The following is a 19,506-nucleotide window of genomic DNA, read 5'->3' as shown; positions in this document are numbered from 1 at the left end:
TCCCGCCGCCCCGGCGGCGGGAAGGGACCCTCCCGCGATTCCACTGAGGAGACGCCCGTGACGCGTACCTGGCAGGCGGTCGCCGCCGCGCTCGTCGGACTAGCCCTGGCGTTCCTGTCCACCGCCCCGGCCGCCGCACACACCGGGAAACTGAAACTCACCGTGGCCGGCGACGGCGCCGACGGGGTGACCGTGCAGGCCGTGTACGCCGACGGGCACCGCCTCGACAAGGTGGTCCGGCTGACCCTCACCGCCACCGGGCCGGACGGCCGGCGGGTCGGCCCGGTGCAACTGGAACCGGCCGCCGAGGGGCAGGGCTTCTACGCCAGCGGCCCGATCCTCTCCCCCGGCCGGTGGCAGGTCACGGTGAGCGCCCCCGCGCCGCACCGGGGCGAGGCCAGCGCCGAGGTGGAGGCGCGGAATGCCCAGTCGCCCCCGCCGGCCCCCGCCCCGGTCGCCCCGGCCGCCGGCACCCGCGACCCCGCCGGCGACGGGGGTGTCGGCTGGTGGCCGCTCGCGCTGGCCGGTCTCGGGCTCGCCGTCCTGGCGGCGGTGGCGGTGCCGCTCGTCCGGCGCCGCCGCGCCTGACGCCACGCTCCCGGGTCGCGTCGACGTGGCGGCGGAACGCCGGTCGAGCCCGCGCCCGCGGCGGCACCCGGGCGCCGCCGGTGGGCTCGCCGCCGCGCCGGATGTGGCGGCGTCCCGCTGCTGGGGATGCCGCCACACCGGTCGGTCAGAGGATGGCGCGCAGGGCGTCGAGGTCCTCGTCGGTGGGCTGCCAGGCGCCGGCGGCGGCGTTGGCGAACACCTGCTCCGGCGTGGTGGCGCCGGCGATCACCGAGGTCACCGCGGGCTGGGCGGCCAGCCCGCCGATGGCCACCTGGAGCATCGGCAGCCCTCGCTCGCCCGCGTACGCCTCGATCGCCTCGATGGTGTCCCAGTCGGCGGCGGCGAGGCGCTGCGCGTACCGGCCGCCGGCGGAGAGCCGGCTGCCGGGCGGCGGGGTCTGGTTCCGCTTGTACTTGCCGGTGAGCAGCCCGTTGGCCAGCGGAAAGAACGGCAGCATGCCGAGCCCGAACCGCTCGCAGGCGGGGATGACCTCGGCCTCGACGGAGCGCTCCAGCAGGCTGTAGTGGTTCTGCGCGCTGATGAACCGGGTCCGGCCGGCGGACGAGGCCACCCAGTCGGCGTCCGCGATCTGCCAGCCGGCGAAGTTGGAGTTGCCCAGGTAGCGCACCTTGCCGGCGCGGACCAGGTCGTCCAGGGCGGCGAGCGTCTCGTCGATCGGGGTGCCCGGGTCCGGCTCGTGCATCTGGTACAGGTCGATGTGGTCGGTGCCGAGCCGGCGCAGCGACGCCTCCACCGCCCGCGCGATGTAGCGGCGGGCGCCCCGGGCGCCGAAGTCCGGCCCGTTCATGCCGTGCATGTCCATGCCGAACTTGGTGGCCACCACCACGTCGTCCCGGCGGCCCTTGAGCGCCTGGCCCAGCAGTTCCTCCGAGCCGCCCTGCGGCTCGCCGTAGATGTCGGCGGTGTCGAAGAAGTTGATCCCGGCGTCCAGCGCGGCGTCGACCACCGCCCGGGTGCCGTCGAGGTCGAGCTTCCGGCCGAAGTTGTTGCAGCCGATGCCGACCACGGACACCACGAGCCCGGAGTCGCCCAGCCGGCGGTAGGTCATCTCAGTCACGAGATCAACCCTATGCCGGCCGGGCGTTCCGCCACCCGGCGGACGGCTCAGCCGACGTCCCAGACCGGTTCGGGCGTCTCCACCACCTCGCCGTCGCCCCGGAAGAGCACGAACCGGTCGAACGAGCGGGTGAACCACCGGTCGTGGGTCACCGCGACCACCGTGCCCTCGAACGCGGCCAGCCCGGCTTCGAGGGCCTCCGCGCTGGCCAGATCCAGGTTGTCGGTGGGCTCGTCGAGCAGCAGCAGGGTCGCCCCGGAGAGCTCCAGCAGCAGCACCAGGAAGCGCGCCTGCTGGCCGCCGGAGAGGGTGCCGAACCGCTGGTCGCCCTGCCCGGCCAGCTCGTAGCGGGACAGCGCCGCCATCGCCGCGTGCCGGTCCATCCCGGCCCGGTGGTCGTCGCCCCGCCAGAGAATCTCCACGAGGGTCTTCGCCATCAGCTCCGGCCGGTCGTGGGTCTGCGAGAAGTGGCCGGGCCGCACCCGGGCGCCGAGGCGGGCCACCCCGTCGTGCGCCACCGGGGCGAGCGCCGCAGCGCCGTCGACCGGGCCGTTGGCCGGGTCCGGGTCGGTGCCGCCGCGGGCCAGCAGCCGCAGGAAGTGCGACTTGCCGGTGCCGTTGGCGCCGAGCACCGCCACCCGGTCGCCGTACCAGATCTCCAGGTCGAACGGGTAGGTCAGGCCGTCCAGCTCCAGCTTGTCGCAGATCACCGAGCGCTTGCCGGTCCGCCCGCCGGTCAGCCGCATCCGGATGTCCTGGTCCTTCGGCGGTACGGGCGGCGGCCCGGCCTCCTCGAACTTGCGCAGCCGGGTCTGCGCGGCCTGGTAGCGCGAGGCCATCCCGTCGTTGTACGCGGCCTTCTGCTTGTACATCAGCACCAGGTCCTTGAGCTTCTGGTGCTCCTCGTCCCAGCGCCGGCGCAGCTCGTCGAGCCGGGCGTGCCGCGCCACTCGAGCCTCGTGCCAGCTGGCGAAGCCGCCCGGGTGCACCCAGGCGCTGCCGCCCTCCACCGCGACCACCCGGTCGGCGGTGTGCGCCAGCAGTTCCCGGTCGTGCGAGACGTAGAGCACCGACTTGCCGGACTCGCGCAGCCGCCCCTCCAGCCAGCGTTTGCCGGGCACGTCGAGGAAGTTGTCCGGCTCGTCCAGCAGCAGCACCTCGTCCGGGCCGCGCAGCAGCAGTTCCAGCGCGAAGCGCTTCTGCTGGCCGCCGGAGAGGGTGCGCACCGGACGCTCCCGGGCGGCGTCCCAGGGCAGGTCGAGCACGATGGTGGCGACGGTGTCGAAGAGCACCTCGGCGTCGTACCCGCCGGCCTCGCCCCAGGCGGCGAGCGCGTCCGCATACGCCAGCTGGGCCTTGCCGGCGGCGGTGCTGTACTTGCCGCGCACCTCGGCCGCCCGCATGGCCGCCTCGGTCGCGGCGAGCCGGTGCCCGGCGTCGCGCAACGCCGGCGGGGCGAGCGAGAGCGCCAGGTCAGCCAGCGTCGACTCGTCGCCGATCATCCCGATGAACTGGCGCATCACGCCCAGCCCCCCGGTACGCGCGATCGCGCCGGTCTTCACCGGCAGGTCACCGGCGACCATCCGCAGCAGGGTGGTCTTGCCGGCGCCGTTCGGCCCGACCAGCGCGACCTTGGCGCCCTCGCCGACCCGGAACGACACGTCGGCGAAGAGTTCCCGGCCGTCGGGGAGGGTGTGCCCGACCGCTGCCACGTCCACGTATCCCACGCCGGCATCCTGCCCGAGCACCCGCCGGGCGGCCCAACCAATTACCGGGTGACGCGCAGCACCCGGTAGCCCTTCTGGCTGGCCCGCCGCTCGACCTGCCAGCCCTGCTCGACCAGCCAGCGGTGCAGCGAGTCGCCGCCCAGGTGCCGGGCGACCACCAGCCAGGCGACCCCATCCGGGGCGAGCCGGGGCAGCCAGCGCAGCAGCAGCCGGTGCAGCTCGTCCTTGCCGATCCGGATCGGCGGGTTGGACCAGAGCTGGGCGAAGGTCACCGAGTCGGGTACGTCGTCCGGAGCGGTGACGCGTACCCGGTCGGCGGCGCCGGTGCGCGCCGCGTTGGCGGCGGTGAGCGCCCGGGCCCGCTCGTTGACGTCGACCGCCCAGACCGTCGCCGCCGGCGCCGTGTCGGCCAGCACGCAGGTGATCGGCCCGAAGCCACAGCCGAGGTCGAGCAGGTCACCGGTGGTGCCGGGGGCCGGCAGGTCGGCCTTGCGCAGCAGCACGGCGGTGCCGGGGTCGAGCCGGTCGGCGGAGAAGACGCCGCCGGCGGAGGTCAGCGTGTAGTCGCGGCCGGCGACGGAGAACTCGACCTCGCGCGGCGCGGCTGCGGTCGCGGGTTCAGCGGTGAAGTAGTGGTCGCCGGTCACGCCGGCAATTCTCGCACCGCCGGTGGGCGGGGCCGGCCGGGGCCGTCCTGGCCGCGGGTGCAGCACGACACGAAACGCCGCGCACGACAATTTCCCATTATTACCCCCTAAAGGGACAATCACTCCTACTCTGGGCGACATGGTGTATCGGTACGAGTCCGATGAGGACGCATACGTGGAGTACCCGGGGTCCGGGTCCGACCGGTCGGTGCTCGGCGCCGGTCCGCCACCACCGGCCGGGCCCTCCCCGTCTCGCTTCCCGACCCCGTCGTTGCCCCGGGCCACCCGGGTGGCGCTGCCGCCCGCCGACGAACCGGCGCCGCCACGGGACCCGGCGCCGCCACGGGACCCGGTGCCGCCACGGGACCCGGTGCCGCCGCGGGACCTGGTGCCGCCGGGCGAACCGCCCCGCGCCGCGGCCTACGCCGCACCTCCGCCGGTGGAGTCCATCGCGGAGCCCTACTCCCCGCCGCCACCGGTGGAGCTGTCCCCCGCGACGACCTCCGCCGCCCCGCCGGCCGAGTCGCCCCGGGCCGAGCGGTACGCCCCACCGCCGACCGAGTCGCCGGGCGGCTACGCCACCGCCGGGCCGGCCGAGCCGCTGCCGCCCCGCCGCGGCGGCGGTCGCATGTGGCAGGTGCTCATCGGCGGCGCAGCCGTCCTCGTGCTGCTCGCCCTCTGCGGTCTCGGCGCCGCCGCCCTGCTGATGGACCGCACCGGCAACCCGACGACGTCCGAGCCCACCACCCAGCCGGGCGTCGCCCAGTCCGCCGCCCCCGAGGCCGACTACCTCGACTCCCGGGACACCGACCAGGCGCCGCTCACCGGCAAGGAGGTCTTCCCCGGCAAGCAGCTGACGGTCACCGACGGGCAGCCCGCCTACCAGGTGCTGAAGACCCAGTCCAGCGCCAGCTGCGCGGTGGCGGCCACCGACGAGGTCGCCGACCTGCTGGTCCGGCTCGGCTGCAGCCAGGTGGTACGGGCCACCCTGCGCACCCCGGACCGCGACCACCTGGTCACCGCCGGCCTGTTCAACCTGACCGACCGGGCCAGCGCCGAGCGGGCCCGGGACCGGATCCGGCAACTGCTCGACGAGCGGCAGGGCCGGTTCCGGGGCATGGCCGCCGACGCCGGTACGGAGGCGATGGCCACCGCCCCCGCCCGGGTGGGCTGGCAGGTACGCGGCCACTACCTCGCCTACGCGGTGGTCGCCCGGGCCGACGGCGAGACCATCAGGTCCGGTGACACCGCAGTCCGCGAGATCCTCTTCGACATGATCGAGCTGCACCTGAACCAGGGGGTGCTGGAACGGCGGGCCGACGGCGGCGTGGCCGGCCAGCCGACGGCGGGCCGGACCGACGACGGCACCGGCGCCGACAACGGCCGCCCGGAGGATGACGAAGGCTCGGGCAACTGACCGCTCCGACGAGCAACGGGTGCGCGGCCACACCGGCCGCGCACCCGTCGCCTGTGCGGGATGGTGCGGCGGCCAGCGGTCAGGATTCGGTCGGCACCCGGAGCCGGCGGGTGAGTTCGGCGCGGTGGGCGTACTCGGCCGGGTCGGCGGGGTAGCCGACCGCCACCAGGGTGAGCCCGTGCGCCGGCGCGACGGTCACCTCGCTGGACCGCGCCCGCCGGGTCAGCAGGCCCGCCGGCCAGTCCACCGGCCGGCGGCCGTCCCCGGCCACCAGCATCGCGCCGACCAGGCTGCGCACCATCGCCTGGCAGAACGCGTCCGCCTGCACGGTGGCGACCAGCACCCCGTCCGGGTCGCGCCGCCAGTCCAGCCGGGTCACCTCGCGCAGCGTGGTGGCGTTCTCCTTCCGCCGGCAGTACGCGGCGAAGTCGTGCTCGCCGACCAGTCCGGCCGCCGCGGCGTTCAGCGCGGCCAGGTCGAGCGGCTTCGGCCAGGCCAGGATCTCGTGCCGGCGCAGCGGCTCCGCGCCGTACGGGGCGTCGGTGACCCGGTACTCGTAGCGGCGGAAGGTGGCCGAGAACCGGGCGTCGAAGTCGGCCGGCACCTCGGTCATCGCCCGTACCCGCACGTCGGTGGGGAGCAGCCGGGCCAGCCGGCGCAGCAGCCTCCCCGCCCGCTCCCGCCAGACCGCGGTGGGCAGGTCGAGGTGGCAGACCTGGCCGGTGGCGTGCACCCCGGCGTCGGTCCGGCCGGCCACGGTCAGCCCGGTCGCGACGCCCGCGCCGAGCACCAGGTCGAGGGTCTGCACGAGCACCCCGGCCACCGTGCGCCGGGTCGGCTGGGCGGCCCAGCCGGAGAAGTCGGTGCCGTCGTACGCGACGTCCAACCGCAGCCGGGTCCGCTCGTCCACTCGTACCTCCGCCTCATGGGTCGGGCCCGGCACCCCGTGAGGGATGCCGGGCCCGATGGTGGCCTGGCTCAGGCCTTGTTCTCGTTGGCCTCGTCGTCGTCCTCGCGCGCCTGGGGGGTGTCGCCACTGGCCGAGACCGGAGGCTCGGCGTCCTGGTCACCCGAGTTCGACTTCGGGGTCTCCTCCGCCGGGGCGAGCGCCTCGACCTTGTCCTGCTGGGCCGCCTTGCGGGCGGCGGTCTTCTTGTTCGCCTTCGGCTCGGCGACCTGCAGCTCCTCGACCAGCTCGATGATCGCCATCGGCGCGGCGTCACCCTTGCGCGGACCGGTCTTCACGATCCGGGTGTAGCCACCGTTGCGGTTGGCGTACCGGGGCGCGATCTGGTCGAACAGGGCGTAGACCACGTCCTTGTCCTTGACGACACCCAGCACCCGCCGGCGGGACGCCAGGTCGCCGCGCTTGGCCTTGGTGATGAGCTGCTCGGCCAGCGGACGCAGCCGCCGGGCCTTCGTCTCGGTGGTCTGGATCTTGCCGTGCTGGAACAGCGCGGTGGCCAGGTTGGCCAGCATCAGCCGCTCGTGCGCGGGGCTGCCGCCGAGGCGGGGGCCCTTGGTGGGCGTGGGCATGCTTGGTGCTCCTCAGGTGTGGCGGCAGCGCGGACTAGAGCTGCTCGGTCTCGCGGTAGTCGTCGGTGTCGTAGTCGGCCTCGCCGAAGGCGTCCACGACGTGCGCCGGATCGAAGTTCGGAGCCGAGTCCTTCAGCCCCAGCCCCATCCCGGCGAGCTTCATCTTGACCTCGTCGATCGACTTCTGGCCGAAGTTGCGGATGTCGAGGAGGTCGGCCTCGGTACGCCCGATGAGCTCACCAACGGTGTTGATGCCCTCGCGCTTGAGGCAGTTGTAGGAGCGGACGGTCAGGTCCAGCTCCTCGATCGGCAGGGCCAGGTCCGCCGCCAGCTGGGCGTCCTGCGGGGACGGCCCGATGTCGATGCCCTCGGCGGTCTCGTCCAGCTCCCGGGCCAGCCCGAAGAGCTCCACCAGCGTCGAACCGGCGGAGGCCAGCGCGGTGCGCGGACCCATCGACGGCTTGGTCTCGACGTCGATGATCAGCCGGTCGAAGTCGGTCCGCTGCTCGACCCGGGTCGCCTCGACCCGGTAGGTGACCTTGAGCACCGGCGAGTAGATCGAGTCGACCGGGATCCGGCCGATCTCGGCGCCGGCCTGCTTGTTCTGCGCCGCCGTGACGTAGCCCCGGCCCCGCTCGACGGTCAGCTCCATGTCGAGCCGGCCCTTGCCGTTCAGGGTGGCGAGCTTCAGGTCCGGGTTGTGCACCGAGACGCCGGCCGGCGGCTGGATGTCACCAGCGGTCACGTCGCCCGGGCCCTGCTTGCGCAGGTACATGCTGACCGGCTCGTCGTGCTCGGAGCTGACGTTGAGCTCCTTGATGTTCATGACGAGCTCGACCACGTCCTCCTTGACCCCGGGGATCGTGGTGAACTCGTGCAGCACACCGTCGATCTTGATCGAGGTCACCGCCGCACCCGGGATCGACGACAGCAGCGTGCGCCGCAGCGAGTTGCCCAGGGTGTAGCCGAAGCCCGGCTCCAGCGGCTCGATGGTGAACCGGGACCGGGTCTCGTTGATCGACTCCTCGGAGAGAGTCGGTCGCTGGCTGATGAGCATGTCTTCTCTTCTCTTCCGGGGCGCCCGCCATATGACGCCCACGACACAAACCGTTCCGGCGGCCCGCCCCGGCTGGGGCGGGCCACCGCAACGAGCTCTTACTTGGAGTAGAGCTCGACGATCAGCTGCTCCTGGACCTGGGTGTCGATGACCTGCCGGGCCGGGAGCGAGTGCACGAGGATCTTCATCTGGCTGGGGATCGCCTCCAGCCAGGCCGGAACACTCCGCGAACCGGCCTCGGCCTGCGCGACCAGGAACGGGGTGAGCTCCTTGCTCTTGCCCCGCACCTCGATGATGTCGTGCTCCTTGACGCGGTACGACGGGATGTCGACCTTCTTGCCGTTCACCGTGAAGTGACCGTGCTTGACCAGCTGACGGGCCATGTCCCGGGACTTGGCGTAGCCGGCCCGGTAGACCACGTTGTCCAGCCGCGACTCGAGGATCTGCAGGAGGACCTCACCGGTCTTGGCCTGCTTGGCCACGGCCTCCTCGTAGTAACCGCGGAACTGCTTCTCCAGCACGCCGTAGACCCGGCGGGCCTTCTGCTTCTCGCGGAGCTGGAGCAGGTACTCCGTCTCCTTGGTGCGGCCGCGGCCGTGCTGCCCGGGCGGGAACGGCCGGGACTCGAACGGGCACTTCGGGCCATCGCACTTGCTGCCCTTGAGGAACAGCTTCATCTTCTCCCGCCGGCAACGGCGGCAGTCAGCACCGGTGTAACGAGCCATCTCTCTCTACCTCTCAGACCCGGCGACGCTTCGGCGGACGGCACCCGTTGTGCGGCTGCGGGGTCACGTCGGAGATCTGACCGACCTCCAGGCCCACGGCCTGCAGCGAACGGATGGCGGTCTCCCGGCCGGAGCCGGGGCCCTTGACGAACACGTCGACCTTGCGCATGCCGTGCTCCATCGCCCGGCGCGCGGCGGCCTCGGCGGCCAGCTGCGCGGCGAACGGGGTCGACTTGCGCGAGCCCTTGAAGCCAACCTGGCCCGCGGAGGCCCAGGAGATGACCGCACCGGTCGGGTCCGTGATGGACACGATGGTGTTGTTGAAGGTGCTCTTGATGTGCGCCTGCCCGTGGGCGACGTTCTTGCGTTCCTTGCGCCGGACCTTCTTGACAGCGGCTCCGGCACGAGCCTTCGGTGGCATAAGTCTGTGCGCTCCTAGTTACTTCTTGCCGGGCTTCTTCTTGCCGGCGACGGTCCGCTTCGGGCCCTTGCGGGTGCGGGCGTTGGTACGCGTCCGCTGACCACGCACGGGCAGGCCCCGGCGGTGCCGGATGCCGGGCGTAGCAGCCGATCTCGACCTTGCGGCGGATGTCAGCGGCGACCTCGCGGCGCAGGTCGCCTTCAACCTTGTAGTTGGCCTCGATGTGGTCGCGGAGCTGGACCAGCTCCTCGTCCGTGAGGTCCCGGGCGCGCTTGTCCGGCGAGATGCCGGTGGCGGCGAGCGTCTCCAGGGCGCGGGTGCGACCCACGCCGAAGATGTAGGTGAGCGCGATCTCCATCCGCTTCTCGCGGGGGAGGTCGACGCCGACTAGACGTGCCATGTGCGGGCGTACTCCTCGTGGTGTTCTGGCGGAGGTGTGGACCCGTCCCACCCCGCTACCGACCGTCCCGTCCTTCCGGCGCCTTCCGCGCCGGCGACCGGGATCGGCCGCTGCCCGAGCGGGCCCCGGCCTCCGACCGGGGGTCAACCACGAGGGAGTACGCGCTGCGTACCGCTCGCGGCTGGGACGAGCTCGATGATGTGTTGTCTGGATCTGCGGCCCGGACCGATCCGACCGGCCGTGTCACGACCGGTGGGACTGGCTCAGCCCTGGCGCTGCTTGTGGCGCGGGTCGGTGCAGATGACCATGACCCGGCCGTGCCGGCGGATCACCCGGCACTTGTTGCAGATCCTCTTGACGCTCGGCTTGACCTTCACGGTTGCCTTACTTCCCATCTGGCCCGGAGTCGCGAGGTGCGACCCGGACGTCGAAGACGGACACGGGACGGCCCGGCCGTCGTCAGGCTTACTTGTAGCGGTAGACGATGCGCCCGCGGGTCAGGTCGTACGGCGAGAGTTCGACGACGACCCGGTCCTCCGGCAGGATGCGGATGTAGTGCTGCCGCATCTTGCCGCTGATGTGAGCCAGCACCTTGTGGCCGTTCGCGAGCTCCACCCGGAACATGGCGTTCGGCAGGGGCTCGATCACCCGACCCTCGATCTCGATGGCTCCGTCTTTTTTCGGCATGTCCTCCGCTGTCCTGACGTCGGTTGCTCCGGACGGCCCACAACGTCTTACACGGGTGACTGACCATGATCAGAAAGCCCGCGCCAGCCGCGGCTCCGAGTCCCACCGAAGCGCTTGGTGGGCATGCCGGAGTGGACGCTGTGCGCCGATCAGTCAGTGTACGCGCGCCTGCGCGCCGTCGCCAAACCGGCCACCAGCGGATTCACCGTACCGGGCAAATCCGGCATCAGGCCAGCCCCGACCCGCACGCCGGGCGCCCGCTCCGCCAGGCGCCGCCCGCTCCGCTCACCGGCCGCGCCGCACGCGGCGCTCGGCCCGGTCGCCGGCTGGTGACCGAACCGCCCCGGTCACGGGGGCCAGGGGCCGCTAGTCGTCCGGGCCGCCGGCTTCCAGCGCCCGCCGGCGGGCCCGCTTCGCCAGCTTCCGCCGCCGGCGGCGCTCCCGCTCGGCCTCCCACCGCCGTGGCTCACCCCCGGCCAGGCCGGTGACGGTACGCACCAGCAGCACCGCGCCCCACGGCCCGGCCACCCAGCCCGGCCAGAAATAGAGCAGATCGCGCGCGAACAGGGAGGAAATCGCCCAGATCGCCACGACGATCGGCACCACCTGGAGGTACGGCATCCACACCTCGGCCAGCCAGCGGGCGGTCGCCGGCCGGGCCGGGGTGGTCTCCACCGGCTCCGCGAGCGCGGCCGCGGGCGGGGGCGCCACCGCCGGGCAGATCCCGCACCAGCGCGTCCAGCTCGGCGTACGTGCGGGCGGCATAGGCCTGCTGCAACCGCTCGTCGTACTCGTACAGGTTCAGCCGGCCCTCGTCGAGCGCCGCCCGCAGCCGGTCGGCCACCGCCGCGCGGTCGGCATCGGCGGCCCGCATCCCGTCCCGCCCTCCATGCCCGCAAGCATGCCACCACCCCACCACCCCGACGACTCCCCCGAACCACCCACCCCTCCTGCGTGATAAGGGATTAACGTCAGCGACCACCGCCCCTCATGACGCAAACCCCTTGATCACGCCCCGGCTCCAGGCGCCGGCGCCGGCCGGGGGCCAGGTGATCATGGGGTTGGTGTCCCGGGGGCGGGCACTGGGCGAGGCGAACCCTTGGGCGACTGCCCGGGCGCGGGGCCAGAGGAACCGGTGCGGCCGGAGCTGGTGATCAAGTGGTTCGCGTCACGATACGGCCCCTGGATGACGAACGGCTCTTGATCAAGAGTGCCGCCGCCGGGGCCGGACGACGCCGGGGGGACCGCCTGCCGGATAGGGCTGCCGGCCGGGTGAGCCGCCCGCCGGGAGGACCGGGGCTGGGAGGACCGGGGCCGGGAGAACCGGGGCCGGGTGGGCCAGGGCTGCGTGGGGGCCGCCCGCTGGGAGGGCTGCCCGCTGGGTGGGTTGAGGGCTGGGTCAGGGGGTCGGGGCGGGTTGGCGGGCGGTGACCAGCTCGCCGAGGCGGGCGCGGCCGCCGTCCTCGGCGGTCAGCACCCAGACCCCGTCGGGCAGCAGCGCCATGGTGTGCTCGACGTGCGCTGCGATCGACCCGTCCCGGGTCACCACCGTCCAGCCGTCCGCCAGTTCGACGGTGCGCGGCGAACCCATCGTGATCATCGGCTCGATCGCCAGCGCCATGCCGGGCACAGGCGGGGGCCCTTGCCCGGCCGGCCGTGGTTGAGCACGTGCGGGTCCTGGTGCATCTCGGTGCCGATGCCGTGCCCGCCGTAGCCGTCGACGATGCCGTACCGGCCACCCCGGCGGACCGCGTCCTCCACCGCGTGCGAGATGTCGGTGAGTCGGCCCTTGCCGCTGGCCGCTCCCCGCGCCGCCGCGGCGATACCGGCCCACATGGCGTCCTCGGCCACCGTGGCCATCTTCAGCAGGGCCGGGTCGACCTCGCCCACGCCGACGGTGATGGCGGCGTCGCCGTGCCAGCCGTTCAGCACCGCGCCGCAGTCGATCGAAATCAGGTCACCCTCACGGAGCACCTGCTCGGACGCCGGGATCGCGTGCACCACCTGCTCGTTGACCGAGGAGCAGATCGAGGCGGGGAAGCCGTGGTAGCCCTTGAACGAGGGACGGCGCCGGCCTCGCGGATGGTCGACTCGGCGACGGCGTCCAGGTCGGCGGTGCTGACCCCGGGGGCGACCGCCTCGCGCATCCGGCGCAGCGCCTCGGCGACCACCAGACCGGCGGCGCGCATCTTCTCGATCTGGTCGGGGGTCTTCAGCTGGATGTCCAGCTGGGGACGACGCATGGAGCCGTTACCTTTCGTTGCCGAACAGCGGGGCACGCCGGGCGTACCCCGCTGTTCGCACTCTATCCGCCGTGGCCGGGACGTCAGCCGCCGTACGAGCGCAGGGCGTCGATGGCCCGGACGGTGACGTCCTCCACCGGGCCGGTGGCGTCGATGCCCACCAGCTTGCCCTGGGCGCCGTAGTAGTCGACCAGCGGCGCGGTCTTCTCCGCGTACTCCCGCAGCCGGCGGCGATGGTCTCCGGCTTGTCGTCGTCCCGCTGGAACAGCTCGGCGCCGCAACGGTCGCAGATGCCGTCCCGGGTGGTCGGGTCGAACTCGACGTGCCAGATCTTGCCGCAGCCCCGGCAGGTCCGCCGGCCGGAGAGCCGGCGGATCACCTCGTCGTCGTCGACGACCAGTTCCAGCACCAGGTCGAGCGCGTGCCCAGGTCGGCGAGGAGCTTGTCGAGCGCGGCGGCCTGCGGCGTCGTCCGGGGGAAGCCGTCGAGCAGGAAGCCCTCGCTGGCGTCCGGCTCGGCGAGCCGGTCCCGGACCATGTTGATGGTCACCTCGTCCGGCACCAGCTTGCCGGCGTCCATGTAGCGCTTCGCCTCGACGCCGAGTTCGGTCCCCTGGGACACGTTGGCCCGGAAGATGTCCCGGTCGAGATCTTCGGCACCGAGAGGTGCGCGGCGATGAACTCGGCCTGCGTGCCCTTGCCCGCGCCCGGCGGGCCACCAGAACGAGTCTCATCTACCGCAGGAACCCTTCGTAGTTCCGCTGCATCAGTTGGCTCTCGATCTGCTTGGCGGTCTCCAGACCGACGCCAACCATGATCAGCACAGCGACACCGCCGAACGGGAAGTTCATGTACTGCTGCTTGTCCAGCCAGATGAAGAAGAAGTTCGGCAGGATCGAGATGATGCCCAGGTAGAGCGAGCCCGGCAGGGTGATGCGGCTGAGGATGAAGTCCAGGTAGTCGGCGGTCGGCTTGCCGGGGCGGATGCCCGGCACGAAGCCGCCGTACTTCTTCATGTTGTCCGCGACCTCGGTCGGGTTGAACGTGATCGAGACGTAGAAGTACGTGAAGAAGATGATCAGCAGGAAGTAGACCGCGATGTAGATCGGGCTGGTGGTCGACCAGGTTGTTCTGGATCCACGCCTGGGTCTTGCCCGGGTTGGTCTGGTCGAAGAACTGGAGCGCCAGCTGCGGCAGGTAGAGCAGCGACGAGCCGAAGATGCCACCCCCGGCGGGTTTGCCGATGATCCGCCGTACTGGGATCCGGCGCTGCGCCTGCTCGCCTGTGCGCGGTGATGACCACCAGCCGGGACCAGCGGGGGACCACCCACACATGCTGCCGTGCCCCGAAGGGTGATCAGCTCACCGAGCCACATGGCCGGGTGCCGGCGGTCATCGTCATCACCAGGATGGACAGCGTCAGCCAGTCCGGGATGCCGGTGCCCTGGGATGATCGGGAACTGGTCGCACTGGTTGTTGAACAGCTGCCCGGGAGGCCAGCGCGACGAACGCCCGGCCTGCAGGACACCGAGGCCAGGGTCAGGTAACGGGTGTACTGGTGATCTTCGCCTGGCCTGGCCCTCCTTGCGGAGCTGCTCCAGCCGCGGGATCACGACGGTCAGCAGCTGCAGGATGATCGACGCGGTGATAGGGCATGATGCCCAGCGCGAAGACCGAGAGCTGCAGCAGCGCGCCGCCGGAGAAGAGGTTCAGCAGGTTCAGGACGCTCGTGGAGTCGCCCTGGATGGTGTCGAGGCACTTCTGCACGTTGCCGTAGGACACGCCCGGGCTGGGCAGCGTGGCGCCGAGCCGGTAGATCGCGATGATGCCTACTGTGAAAGCAGCTTTGCGCAGGTCAGGCGTACGGAACGCACTGAGAAAGGCGGACAGCAACTTCTTCCTCCCTGCGCGAGGCGGGCCGCCGGTGATCCCTGGCGGGTCGGGGTGGGTGCCGGGCGAGTGCCCGATATCCATAGCTGGGAAGGGACTCTAACAGCCCGATCCCGGTCCGGGCAGATGTGCCCGGCTACATAAACCGAGTTTGATGTTACCCGGCGCACACGGCCCAGGTAGACCGTGGCGCCCGCCAGTTACGGGCAACTGGACGGACGCCACGGGTCGTGCAGTCCTTACAGCTCGGTGACCGAGCCGCCGGCAGCGGTGATCTTCTCCTTGGCCGACGCGCTGAACGCGTGCGCCGACACCTGGAGAGCCACGCCACCGAGGTCGCCCGTTCCGAGCACCTTGACCGGCTGGCCCTTGCGGACCGCGCCGGCCTCGACCAGCTCCAGCGGGCCGACCTGGCCACCGTTCGGGAACAGCTCGGCGAGCCGGTCCAGGTTGACCACCTGGAAGACCACCTTGAACTTGTTCTTGAAGCCCTTCATCTTCGGCAGGCGCATGTGGATGGGCATCTGCCCACCCTCGAACGCCGCCGAGATGTTCTTGCGGGCCTTCGAACCCTTGGTACCGCGACCGGCGGTCTTGCCCTTGGAGCCCTCACCGCGACCCACGCGGGTCTTCGCGGTCTTGGCCCCCGGCGCCGGACGCAGGTGGTGGACCTTGATCGTCATTACTCGACCTCCTCGACCTTCACGAGGTGGTTCACAGTGAAGATCATGCCGCGGATCTCGGGCCGGTCCTCCTTGACCACCACGTCGTTGATCCGCTTGAGACCGAGCGAACGCAGCGAGTCACGCTGGTTCTGCTTGGTCCCGATCTCGGACCGGACCTGGGTGACCTTGAGACGTGCCATCAGGAAGCCACCCCGCCCGCGACGCCAGCATGGCGGCCGGCGCGACGTCCTCCACCGGCAGGCCACGACGCTGCGCGACCGCCTCGGGGGATTCCAGCCCCTTCAGCGCCGCCACGGTGGCGTGCACGATGTTGATCGGGTTGGACGACCCGAGGCTCTTGGAGAGCACGTCGTGGATGCCCGCGCACTCCAGCACGGCACGCACCGGACCACCGGCGATGACACCGGTACCGGCGGAGGCCGGCTTGAGCAGCACGACGCCGGCGGCGTCCTCGCCCTGGACCGGGTGCGGGATCGACTGACCGATCCGCGGCACCTTGAAGAAGTGCTTCTTGGCCTCCTCGACACCCTTGGCGATCGCCGCGGGCACCTCCTTGGCCTTTCCGTAGCCCACGCCGACGGTGCCGTCGCCGTCGCCCACGATCACCAGGGCGGTGAAGCTGAAGCGACGACCACCCTTCACGACCTTGGCGACGCGGTTGATCGCGACGACCCGCTCGAGGTGCGGGGTCTTCTCGACGGGCGCGTTTCCGCGGCCGCCCTCACGGCGGTTGTCGCGGCGACCACCCTCGTTGCCACCGGACCCGCCGCCACGGCGCTGTTGACCTGGCATCAGCAGCCTTCCTTCTCTCTCGTGACGGGGTTGTTAGAACTCGAGCCCGGCTTCGCGGGCGGCATCGGCCAGCGCGGCGACCCGCCCCGCGTACCGGTTGCCACCGCGGTCGAAGACGACCTTGGAGATACCGGCGGCCTTGGCCCGCTCGGCGAGCAGGGCACCGACCTTGCCGGCCAGGGCGCTCTTGTCGCCCTCCGCACCGCGCAGCGACGCGTCCAGGGTCGAGGCCGACGCCAGGGTGTGACCCTTGGTGTCGTCGACGATCTGGGCGACGATGTGCCGCAGCGAACGGGTGACCACGAGGCGGGGACGCTCGGCGGTGCCGCTGATGTTCTTGCGGACCCGGAAGTGCCGACGCGCACGCCCGACGGCGCGCTTGGCGGCAACGCCGCGGCGGCGCTTGAGCAGCGTGGCGCTCACTTCTTACCTGCCTTTCCAGCCTTGCGGCGGATGACCTCGCCCTGGTACTTGACACCCTTGCCCTTGTAGGGCTCCGGCGGACGGATCTTCCGGATGTTGGCGGCGACCTCGCCGACCAGCTGCTTGTCGATGCCGGCCACGTGGAACAGGGTCGGCTTCTCCACCGTGAAGGTGATGCCGTCCGGCGCCTGCACGGTGACCGGGTGCGAGAACCCGAGCGCGAACTCGAGGTCCTTGCCCTTGGCCGTGACCCGGTAACCGGTGCCGGCGATCTCCAGGCTCTTACGGTAGCCCTCGGTGACGCCGACGATCATGTTGGCGACCAGGGTCCGGCTCAGGCCGTGCAGTTCCTTGGCCTTGCGCTCGTCGTTCGGGCGGTTGACGTTCAGCTGCCCGTCCTCGGCCCGCTCGATGGTGATCGGCTCGGCCAGGGTGTGCGACAGCTCGCCCTTCGGGCCCTTGACCTTGACGGTCTGGCCGTCGATGGTGATATCGACACCGGACGGTACCGGGATCGACTTACGTCCAATACGCGACATTTCTACCTGTCTCCCGTTACCAGACGAAGGCGAGGACTTTCCCCGCCAACGCTCCGCTTGCGGGCCTGCCGGTCGGTGAGCAGCCCCTGGGACGTCGAAATGATCGCCACGCCCAGCCCGCCGAGCACCCGCGGGAGCCCGTCCGACTTGGCGTACACCCGGAGACCGGGCTTGGACACACGCTTGATGCCGGCCAGGCTCCGCTCCCGGTTCTGGCCGTACTTCAGCTCGACGACCAGTCGCTTGCCGACGGCGCCCTCCTCGGGCTCCTCGACCGACCAGGTGGAGATGTAGCCCTCGGACTTCAGGACCTCGGCGATGTTCGCCTTGATCTTGGAGTACGGCATCGTCACCCGGTCGTGGTACGCCTGGTTGGCGTTACGCAGACGCGTGAGCATGTCTGCGATCGGGTCGGTCATCGTCATGAAATTCGTCAACCTTTCTCGCCGGGGTTCCCGGGCACGGCCCGGGGCCTACGGCGAAGAGACAGTTCAGCTGACGCGCGAAGCGCGCCGGGCTATTACCAGGAAGCCTTGGACACGCCGGGCAGCTCACCGCGGTGGGCCATCTCCCGGATGCACACCCGGCAGAGACCGAAACTTGCGGTAGACCGCCTTCGGACGCCCCGCACCGCTGGCAGCGGGTGTACGCGCGAACCGAGAACTTCGGCTTCGCGGCCGCCTTGAGGATCAGCGCCTTCTTGGCCATCTCAGTTCTCCTTGAACGGGAAGCCCAGGAGCTTGAGCAGCGCCCGGCCCCTCGTCGTCGGTCGTGGCGGTGGTGACCACCGTGATGTCCATGCCCCGCTGTCGATCGATCTTGTCCTGGTCGATCTCGTGGAACACCGACTGCTCGGTCAGACCGAACGTGTAGTTGCCGTGCCCGTCGAGCTTGCGCCCGTCCAGACGCGCGGAAGTCACGGATACGCGGCAGCGCGATGGACAGCAGCCGGTCCAGGAACTCCCACATCCGGTCGCCGCGCAGGGTCACCTTCGCGCCGATCGGCATGCCCTCCCGCAGCTTGAACTGCGCGATGGACTTGGTCGCCCGCCGCACCTGCGGCTTCTGACCGGTGATCGTGGCCAGGTCGGACGGCGCCGTCGATCAGCTTGGCGTCCCGGGCGGCCTCGCCGACACCCATGTTGACGACGATCTTGACCAGCCGCGGCACCTGCATCGGGTTGCCGTAGTTGTACTGCTCGCGCAGCTGGGCCACGATCTCGTTGCGGTACCGCTCCTTGAGACGCGGCATGGTCTTGGTTTCGGTAGCCGTGCTCATCACAGGTCCTTACCGGTGCTACGCGCGATGCGGACCTTCTGGCCGTTCTCGTCGATCCGGTAGCCGACGCGGGTCGGCTTCCCGTCGGAGTCCAGGACCTGCACGTTCGAGACGTGGATCGGGGCCTCCTGGGTGACGATGCCACCGGTCTTGGCGCCACGCTGAGTGGTGCTGATGCGGGTGTGCTTCTTGACCCGGTTCACGCCCTCGACCAGGACCTTGTCCTGCCGCGGGTAGGCCGCGATGACCTTGCCCTTGGCACCCTTGTCCTTGCCGGCGATGACGACGACCGTGTCGCCCTTCTTGACCTTCACGGTCACAACACCTCCGGCGCGAGAGAAATGATCTTCATGAACCGCTTGTCCCGCAGCTCCCGGCCCACCGGGCCGAAGATACGGGTGCCGCGCGGGTCCCCGCCGTCCTTGATGATGACGGCGGCGTTCTCGTCGAAGCGGATGTACGAGCCGTCCGGGCGCCGCTTCTCCTTGGCGGTGCGAACGACGACCGCCTTGACGACGTCGCCCTTCTTCACACCGGCACCCGGGATCGCGTCCTTGACGGTGGCCACGATGACGTCGCCGATGCTCGCGTAGCGCCGACCGGAGCCACCGAGAACCCGGATGCACAGGATCTCCCGGGCACCCGTGTTGTCGGCGACGCGCAGTCGCGACTCCTGCTGAATCACGTCTATCTCCTATGTCTGCCGGTTCTCCGGCCGCACCGCGGCGGCCGGAGCCTGGCGGAACCTGCGCCCGACCGAGACCGGCCGAGCTCGAGCCTTCGCTACTTGGCCTTCTCGAGGATCTCCACGAGCCGCCACCGCTTGGTCGCGGAGAGCGGCCGGGTCTCCATGATCAGGACCCGGTCGCCGATGCCGGCCGAGTTCTGCTCGTCGTGCACCTTCAGCTTGCTGGTCCGGCGCATGATCTTGCCGTACAGCGCGTGCTTGACCCGGTCCTCGACCTCGACCACGACGGTCTTTTCCATCTTGTCGCTGACCACGAGGCCCTCACGCACCTTGCGGCGGGCCCGCGCGGTGGCGGTGGTGTTCTCGCTCATGATGCAGTCACCTCAGTCGGCGCGGCCGAGAGCCCCAGCTCGCGCTCACGCATGATCGTGTAGATCCGGGCGATCTCCCGACGGATGACCTGCAGCCGCCGGTTGTTGTCCAGCTGCCCGGTTGCGGCCTGCACGCGGAGGTTGAACAGCTCCGCCTTGGCCTCGCGCAGCCGCGTGACCAGCTCCTCCTCGGAGAGCTCACGCAGCTCGGCGGCCTTAACGCCCGCTGCCATCAGGATTCACCCACTTCGCGCGTCACAATGCGGCACTTCATCGGGAGCTTGTGGATCGC

The 19,506-nt window shown here is 71.1% G+C and carries 21 protein-coding genes and 10 pseudogenes; 2 read left to right on the top strand and 29 right to left on the bottom strand.

Annotated features, from left to right (window positions below; translation table 11 throughout):
- Positions 1-57: 57 nt before the first annotated feature.
- Positions 58-588 (top strand): hypothetical protein, encoded by a 531-nt coding sequence (locus GA0070609_RS00145; protein ID WP_088991899.1) that lies wholly within the window; start codon positions 58-60, stop codon positions 586-588.
- 145 nt (positions 589-733) lie between these two features.
- Here GA0070609_RS00145 and GA0070609_RS00140 read toward each other — a convergent pair whose 3' ends face one another.
- From GA0070609_RS00140 to GA0070609_RS00130, 3 genes are read right to left on the bottom strand one after another with little or no spacing between them, the layout of a single operon-like run.
- Positions 734-1,678, bottom strand: a complete 945-nt coding sequence (locus tag GA0070609_RS00140; RefSeq protein WP_088991898.1) for an aldo/keto reductase — start codon at positions 1,676-1,678, stop codon at positions 734-736.
- Between the two features lie 56 nt (positions 1,679-1,734).
- Positions 1,735-3,414 carry an ATP-binding cassette domain-containing protein gene (locus tag GA0070609_RS00135; RefSeq protein ID WP_088991897.1) on the bottom strand — a complete coding sequence of 560 codons (1,680 nt, stop codon included), beginning with the start codon at positions 3,412-3,414 and terminating at the stop codon, positions 1,735-1,737.
- Positions 3,415-3,455: 41 nt separating this feature from the next.
- A complete protein-coding gene (locus GA0070609_RS00130) occupies positions 3,456-4,061 on the bottom strand; it encodes a class I SAM-dependent methyltransferase (RefSeq protein ID WP_088991896.1) in 606 nt (201 codons plus the stop codon).
- A gap of 139 nt (positions 4,062-4,200) precedes the next feature.
- Here GA0070609_RS00130 and GA0070609_RS33770 point away from each other — a divergent pair, with 139 nt between their 5' ends.
- Entirely contained in the window at positions 4,201-5,478 is a 1,278-nt protein-coding gene (locus GA0070609_RS33770; protein ID WP_197700203.1) for a hypothetical protein, read from the top strand.
- A 79-nt stretch (positions 5,479-5,557) separates the two neighbouring features.
- Here GA0070609_RS33770 and truA read toward each other — a convergent pair whose 3' ends face one another.
- From truA to rpmC, 26 genes and pseudogenes are all read right to left on the bottom strand, one after another.
- Positions 5,558-6,388: a tRNA pseudouridine(38-40) synthase TruA gene (truA, locus tag GA0070609_RS00120; protein ID WP_088991895.1), complete on the bottom strand. Its 831-nt coding sequence runs from the start codon at positions 6,386-6,388 to the stop codon at positions 5,558-5,560.
- 68 nt (positions 6,389-6,456) lie between these two features.
- A complete protein-coding gene (gene rplQ, locus GA0070609_RS00115) occupies positions 6,457-7,014 on the bottom strand; it encodes a 50S ribosomal protein L17 (RefSeq protein ID WP_088991894.1) in 558 nt (185 codons plus the stop codon).
- A gap of 34 nt (positions 7,015-7,048) precedes the next feature.
- Positions 7,049-8,071 (bottom strand): DNA-directed RNA polymerase subunit alpha, encoded by a 1,023-nt coding sequence (locus tag GA0070609_RS00110; RefSeq protein ID WP_088991893.1) that lies wholly within the window; start codon positions 8,069-8,071, stop codon positions 7,049-7,051.
- Between the two features lie 98 nt (positions 8,072-8,169).
- Positions 8,170-8,796 carry a 30S ribosomal protein S4 gene (gene rpsD, locus GA0070609_RS00105; RefSeq protein ID WP_088991892.1) on the bottom strand — a complete coding sequence of 209 codons (627 nt, stop codon included), beginning with the start codon at positions 8,794-8,796 and terminating at the stop codon, positions 8,170-8,172.
- Between the two features lie 13 nt (positions 8,797-8,809).
- Positions 8,810-9,217, bottom strand: coding sequence for a 30S ribosomal protein S11 (gene rpsK, locus GA0070609_RS00100; RefSeq protein ID WP_007073011.1), 408 nt, complete (start codon positions 9,215-9,217; stop codon positions 8,810-8,812).
- Between the two features lie 18 nt (positions 9,218-9,235).
- Positions 9,236-9,617: pseudogene (gene rpsM, locus GA0070609_RS00095) on the bottom strand (30S ribosomal protein S13).
- Positions 9,618-9,880: 263 nt separating this feature from the next.
- Entirely contained in the window at positions 9,881-9,994 is a 114-nt protein-coding gene (gene rpmJ, locus GA0070609_RS00090) for a 50S ribosomal protein L36 (RefSeq protein WP_012184307.1), read from the bottom strand.
- 88 nt (positions 9,995-10,082) lie between these two features.
- Positions 10,083-10,304: a translation initiation factor IF-1 gene (infA, locus tag GA0070609_RS00085; RefSeq protein WP_007073013.1), complete on the bottom strand. Its 222-nt coding sequence runs from the start codon at positions 10,302-10,304 to the stop codon at positions 10,083-10,085.
- A 366-nt stretch (positions 10,305-10,670) separates the two neighbouring features.
- The gene (locus GA0070609_RS00080) at positions 10,671-11,069 is read right to left on the bottom strand and encodes a hypothetical protein (RefSeq protein ID WP_231928948.1); all 399 of its coding nucleotides are present in this window, start codon (positions 11,067-11,069) and stop codon (positions 10,671-10,673) included.
- A gap of 10 nt (positions 11,070-11,079) precedes the next feature.
- Positions 11,080-11,178 (bottom strand): annotated as a pseudogene (locus GA0070609_RS35125) (DUF1707 domain-containing protein); the annotation flags it as partial.
- Positions 11,179-11,703: 525 nt separating this feature from the next.
- A pseudogene (gene map / locus GA0070609_RS00075) lies at positions 11,704-12,547 on the bottom strand (type I methionyl aminopeptidase).
- Positions 12,548-12,630: 83 nt separating this feature from the next.
- Positions 12,631-13,280, bottom strand: a pseudogene (locus tag GA0070609_RS00070) (adenylate kinase).
- Positions 13,281-13,830, bottom strand: a pseudogene (locus GA0070609_RS35120) (preprotein translocase subunit SecY); the annotation flags it as partial.
- 54 nt (positions 13,831-13,884) lie between these two features.
- Positions 13,885-14,439, bottom strand: a pseudogene (locus GA0070609_RS35115) (preprotein translocase subunit SecY); the annotation flags it as partial.
- A gap of 236 nt (positions 14,440-14,675) precedes the next feature.
- Complete coding sequence (gene rplO / locus GA0070609_RS00060; protein ID WP_088991891.1) at positions 14,676-15,119, bottom strand: 50S ribosomal protein L15; 444 nt, start codon at positions 15,117-15,119, stop codon at positions 14,676-14,678.
- The gene (gene rpmD, locus GA0070609_RS00055) at positions 15,119-15,301 is read right to left on the bottom strand and encodes a 50S ribosomal protein L30 (RefSeq protein WP_012015110.1); all 183 of its coding nucleotides are present in this window, start codon (positions 15,299-15,301) and stop codon (positions 15,119-15,121) included. Before rpmD ends, rplO begins: the two co-directional genes overlap by 1 nt.
- Before the next feature lie 13 nt (positions 15,302-15,314).
- A pseudogene (gene rpsE, locus GA0070609_RS00050) lies at positions 15,315-15,914 on the bottom strand (30S ribosomal protein S5); the annotation flags it as partial.
- A gap of 33 nt (positions 15,915-15,947) precedes the next feature.
- On the bottom strand, positions 15,948-16,337 hold the full coding sequence (gene rplR, locus GA0070609_RS00045; RefSeq protein WP_073834923.1) for a 50S ribosomal protein L18: 390 nt from the start codon (positions 16,335-16,337) through the stop codon (positions 15,948-15,950).
- Positions 16,334-16,876 (bottom strand): 50S ribosomal protein L6, encoded by a 543-nt coding sequence (gene rplF / locus GA0070609_RS00040; protein ID WP_088991890.1) that lies wholly within the window; start codon positions 16,874-16,876, stop codon positions 16,334-16,336. Before rplF ends, rplR begins: the two co-directional genes overlap by 4 nt.
- 16 nt (positions 16,877-16,892) lie before the next feature.
- Positions 16,893-17,301: pseudogene (gene rpsH, locus GA0070609_RS00035) on the bottom strand (30S ribosomal protein S8).
- Positions 17,302-17,396: 95 nt separating this feature from the next.
- Positions 17,397-17,584: pseudogene (locus GA0070609_RS00030) on the bottom strand (type Z 30S ribosomal protein S14).
- 1 nt (position 17,585) lies between these two features.
- Positions 17,586-18,155: pseudogene (rplE, locus tag GA0070609_RS00025) on the bottom strand (50S ribosomal protein L5).
- Complete coding sequence (rplX, locus tag GA0070609_RS00020) at positions 18,155-18,475, bottom strand: 50S ribosomal protein L24 (RefSeq protein ID WP_172896341.1); 321 nt, start codon at positions 18,473-18,475, stop codon at positions 18,155-18,157. The pseudogene rplE and the gene rplX overlap by 1 nt, the downstream one beginning before the upstream one ends.
- Positions 18,472-18,840 (bottom strand): 50S ribosomal protein L14, encoded by a 369-nt coding sequence (gene rplN, locus GA0070609_RS00015; RefSeq protein WP_007073026.1) that lies wholly within the window; start codon positions 18,838-18,840, stop codon positions 18,472-18,474. Before rplN ends, rplX begins: the two co-directional genes overlap by 4 nt.
- Before the next feature lie 98 nt (positions 18,841-18,938).
- Positions 18,939-19,214, bottom strand: a complete 276-nt coding sequence (gene rpsQ / locus GA0070609_RS00010; protein WP_088991889.1) for a 30S ribosomal protein S17 — start codon at positions 19,212-19,214, stop codon at positions 18,939-18,941.
- Complete coding sequence (gene rpmC / locus GA0070609_RS00005; RefSeq protein ID WP_088991888.1) at positions 19,211-19,447, bottom strand: 50S ribosomal protein L29; 237 nt, start codon at positions 19,445-19,447, stop codon at positions 19,211-19,213. Before rpmC ends, rpsQ begins: the two co-directional genes overlap by 4 nt.
- Positions 19,448-19,506 lie beyond the last annotated feature (59 nt).

The sequence above is a fragment of the Micromonospora echinaurantiaca genome (assembly GCF_900090235.1).
Taxonomy (GTDB): Bacteria; Actinomycetota; Actinomycetes; order Mycobacteriales; family Micromonosporaceae; genus Micromonospora; species Micromonospora echinaurantiaca.
The sequence above is the reverse complement of the archived record's forward strand: the minus strand, read 5'-3'. Positions and strand labels throughout refer to the sequence as shown.

Coding starts and splice junctions, on each gene's coding strand:
- rplF (WP_088991890.1), bottom strand. CDS start 16,876: ATGTCGCGTATTGGACGTAAGTCGATCCCGGTACCGTCCGGTGTCGAT.
- GA0070609_RS33770 (WP_197700203.1), top strand. CDS start 4,201: ATGGTGTATCGGTACGAGTCCGATGAGGACGCATACGTGGAGTACCCG.
- rpmC (WP_088991888.1), bottom strand. CDS start 19,447: ATGGCAGCGGGCGTTAAGGCCGCCGAGCTGCGTGAGCTCTCCGAGGAG.
- rplO (WP_088991891.1), bottom strand. CDS start 15,119: ATGACGATCAAGGTCCACCACCTGCGTCCGGCGCCGGGGGCCAAGACC.
- GA0070609_RS00140 (WP_088991898.1), bottom strand. CDS start 1,678: ATGACCTACCGCCGGCTGGGCGACTCCGGGCTCGTGGTGTCCGTGGTC.
- infA (WP_007073013.1), bottom strand. CDS start 10,304: ATGCCGAAAAAAGACGGAGCCATCGAGATCGAGGGTCGGGTGATCGAG.
- rpsQ (WP_088991889.1), bottom strand. CDS start 19,214: ATGAGCGAGAACACCACCGCCACCGCGCGGGCCCGCCGCAAGGTGCGT.
- GA0070609_RS00080 (WP_231928948.1), bottom strand. CDS start 11,069: ATGCCGCCCGCACGTACGCCGAGCTGGACGCGCTGGTGCGGGATCTGC.
- GA0070609_RS00110 (WP_088991893.1), bottom strand. CDS start 8,071: ATGCTCATCAGCCAGCGACCGACTCTCTCCGAGGAGTCGATCAACGAG.
- rpsK (WP_007073011.1), bottom strand. CDS start 9,217: ATGCCACCGAAGGCTCGTGCCGGAGCCGCTGTCAAGAAGGTCCGGCGC.
- rpsD (WP_088991892.1), bottom strand. CDS start 8,796: ATGGCTCGTTACACCGGTGCTGACTGCCGCCGTTGCCGGCGGGAGAAG.
- rplQ (WP_088991894.1), bottom strand. CDS start 7,014: ATGCCCACGCCCACCAAGGGCCCCCGCCTCGGCGGCAGCCCCGCGCAC.
- rpmD (WP_012015110.1), bottom strand. CDS start 15,301: ATGGCACGTCTCAAGGTCACCCAGGTCCGGTCCGAGATCGGGACCAAG.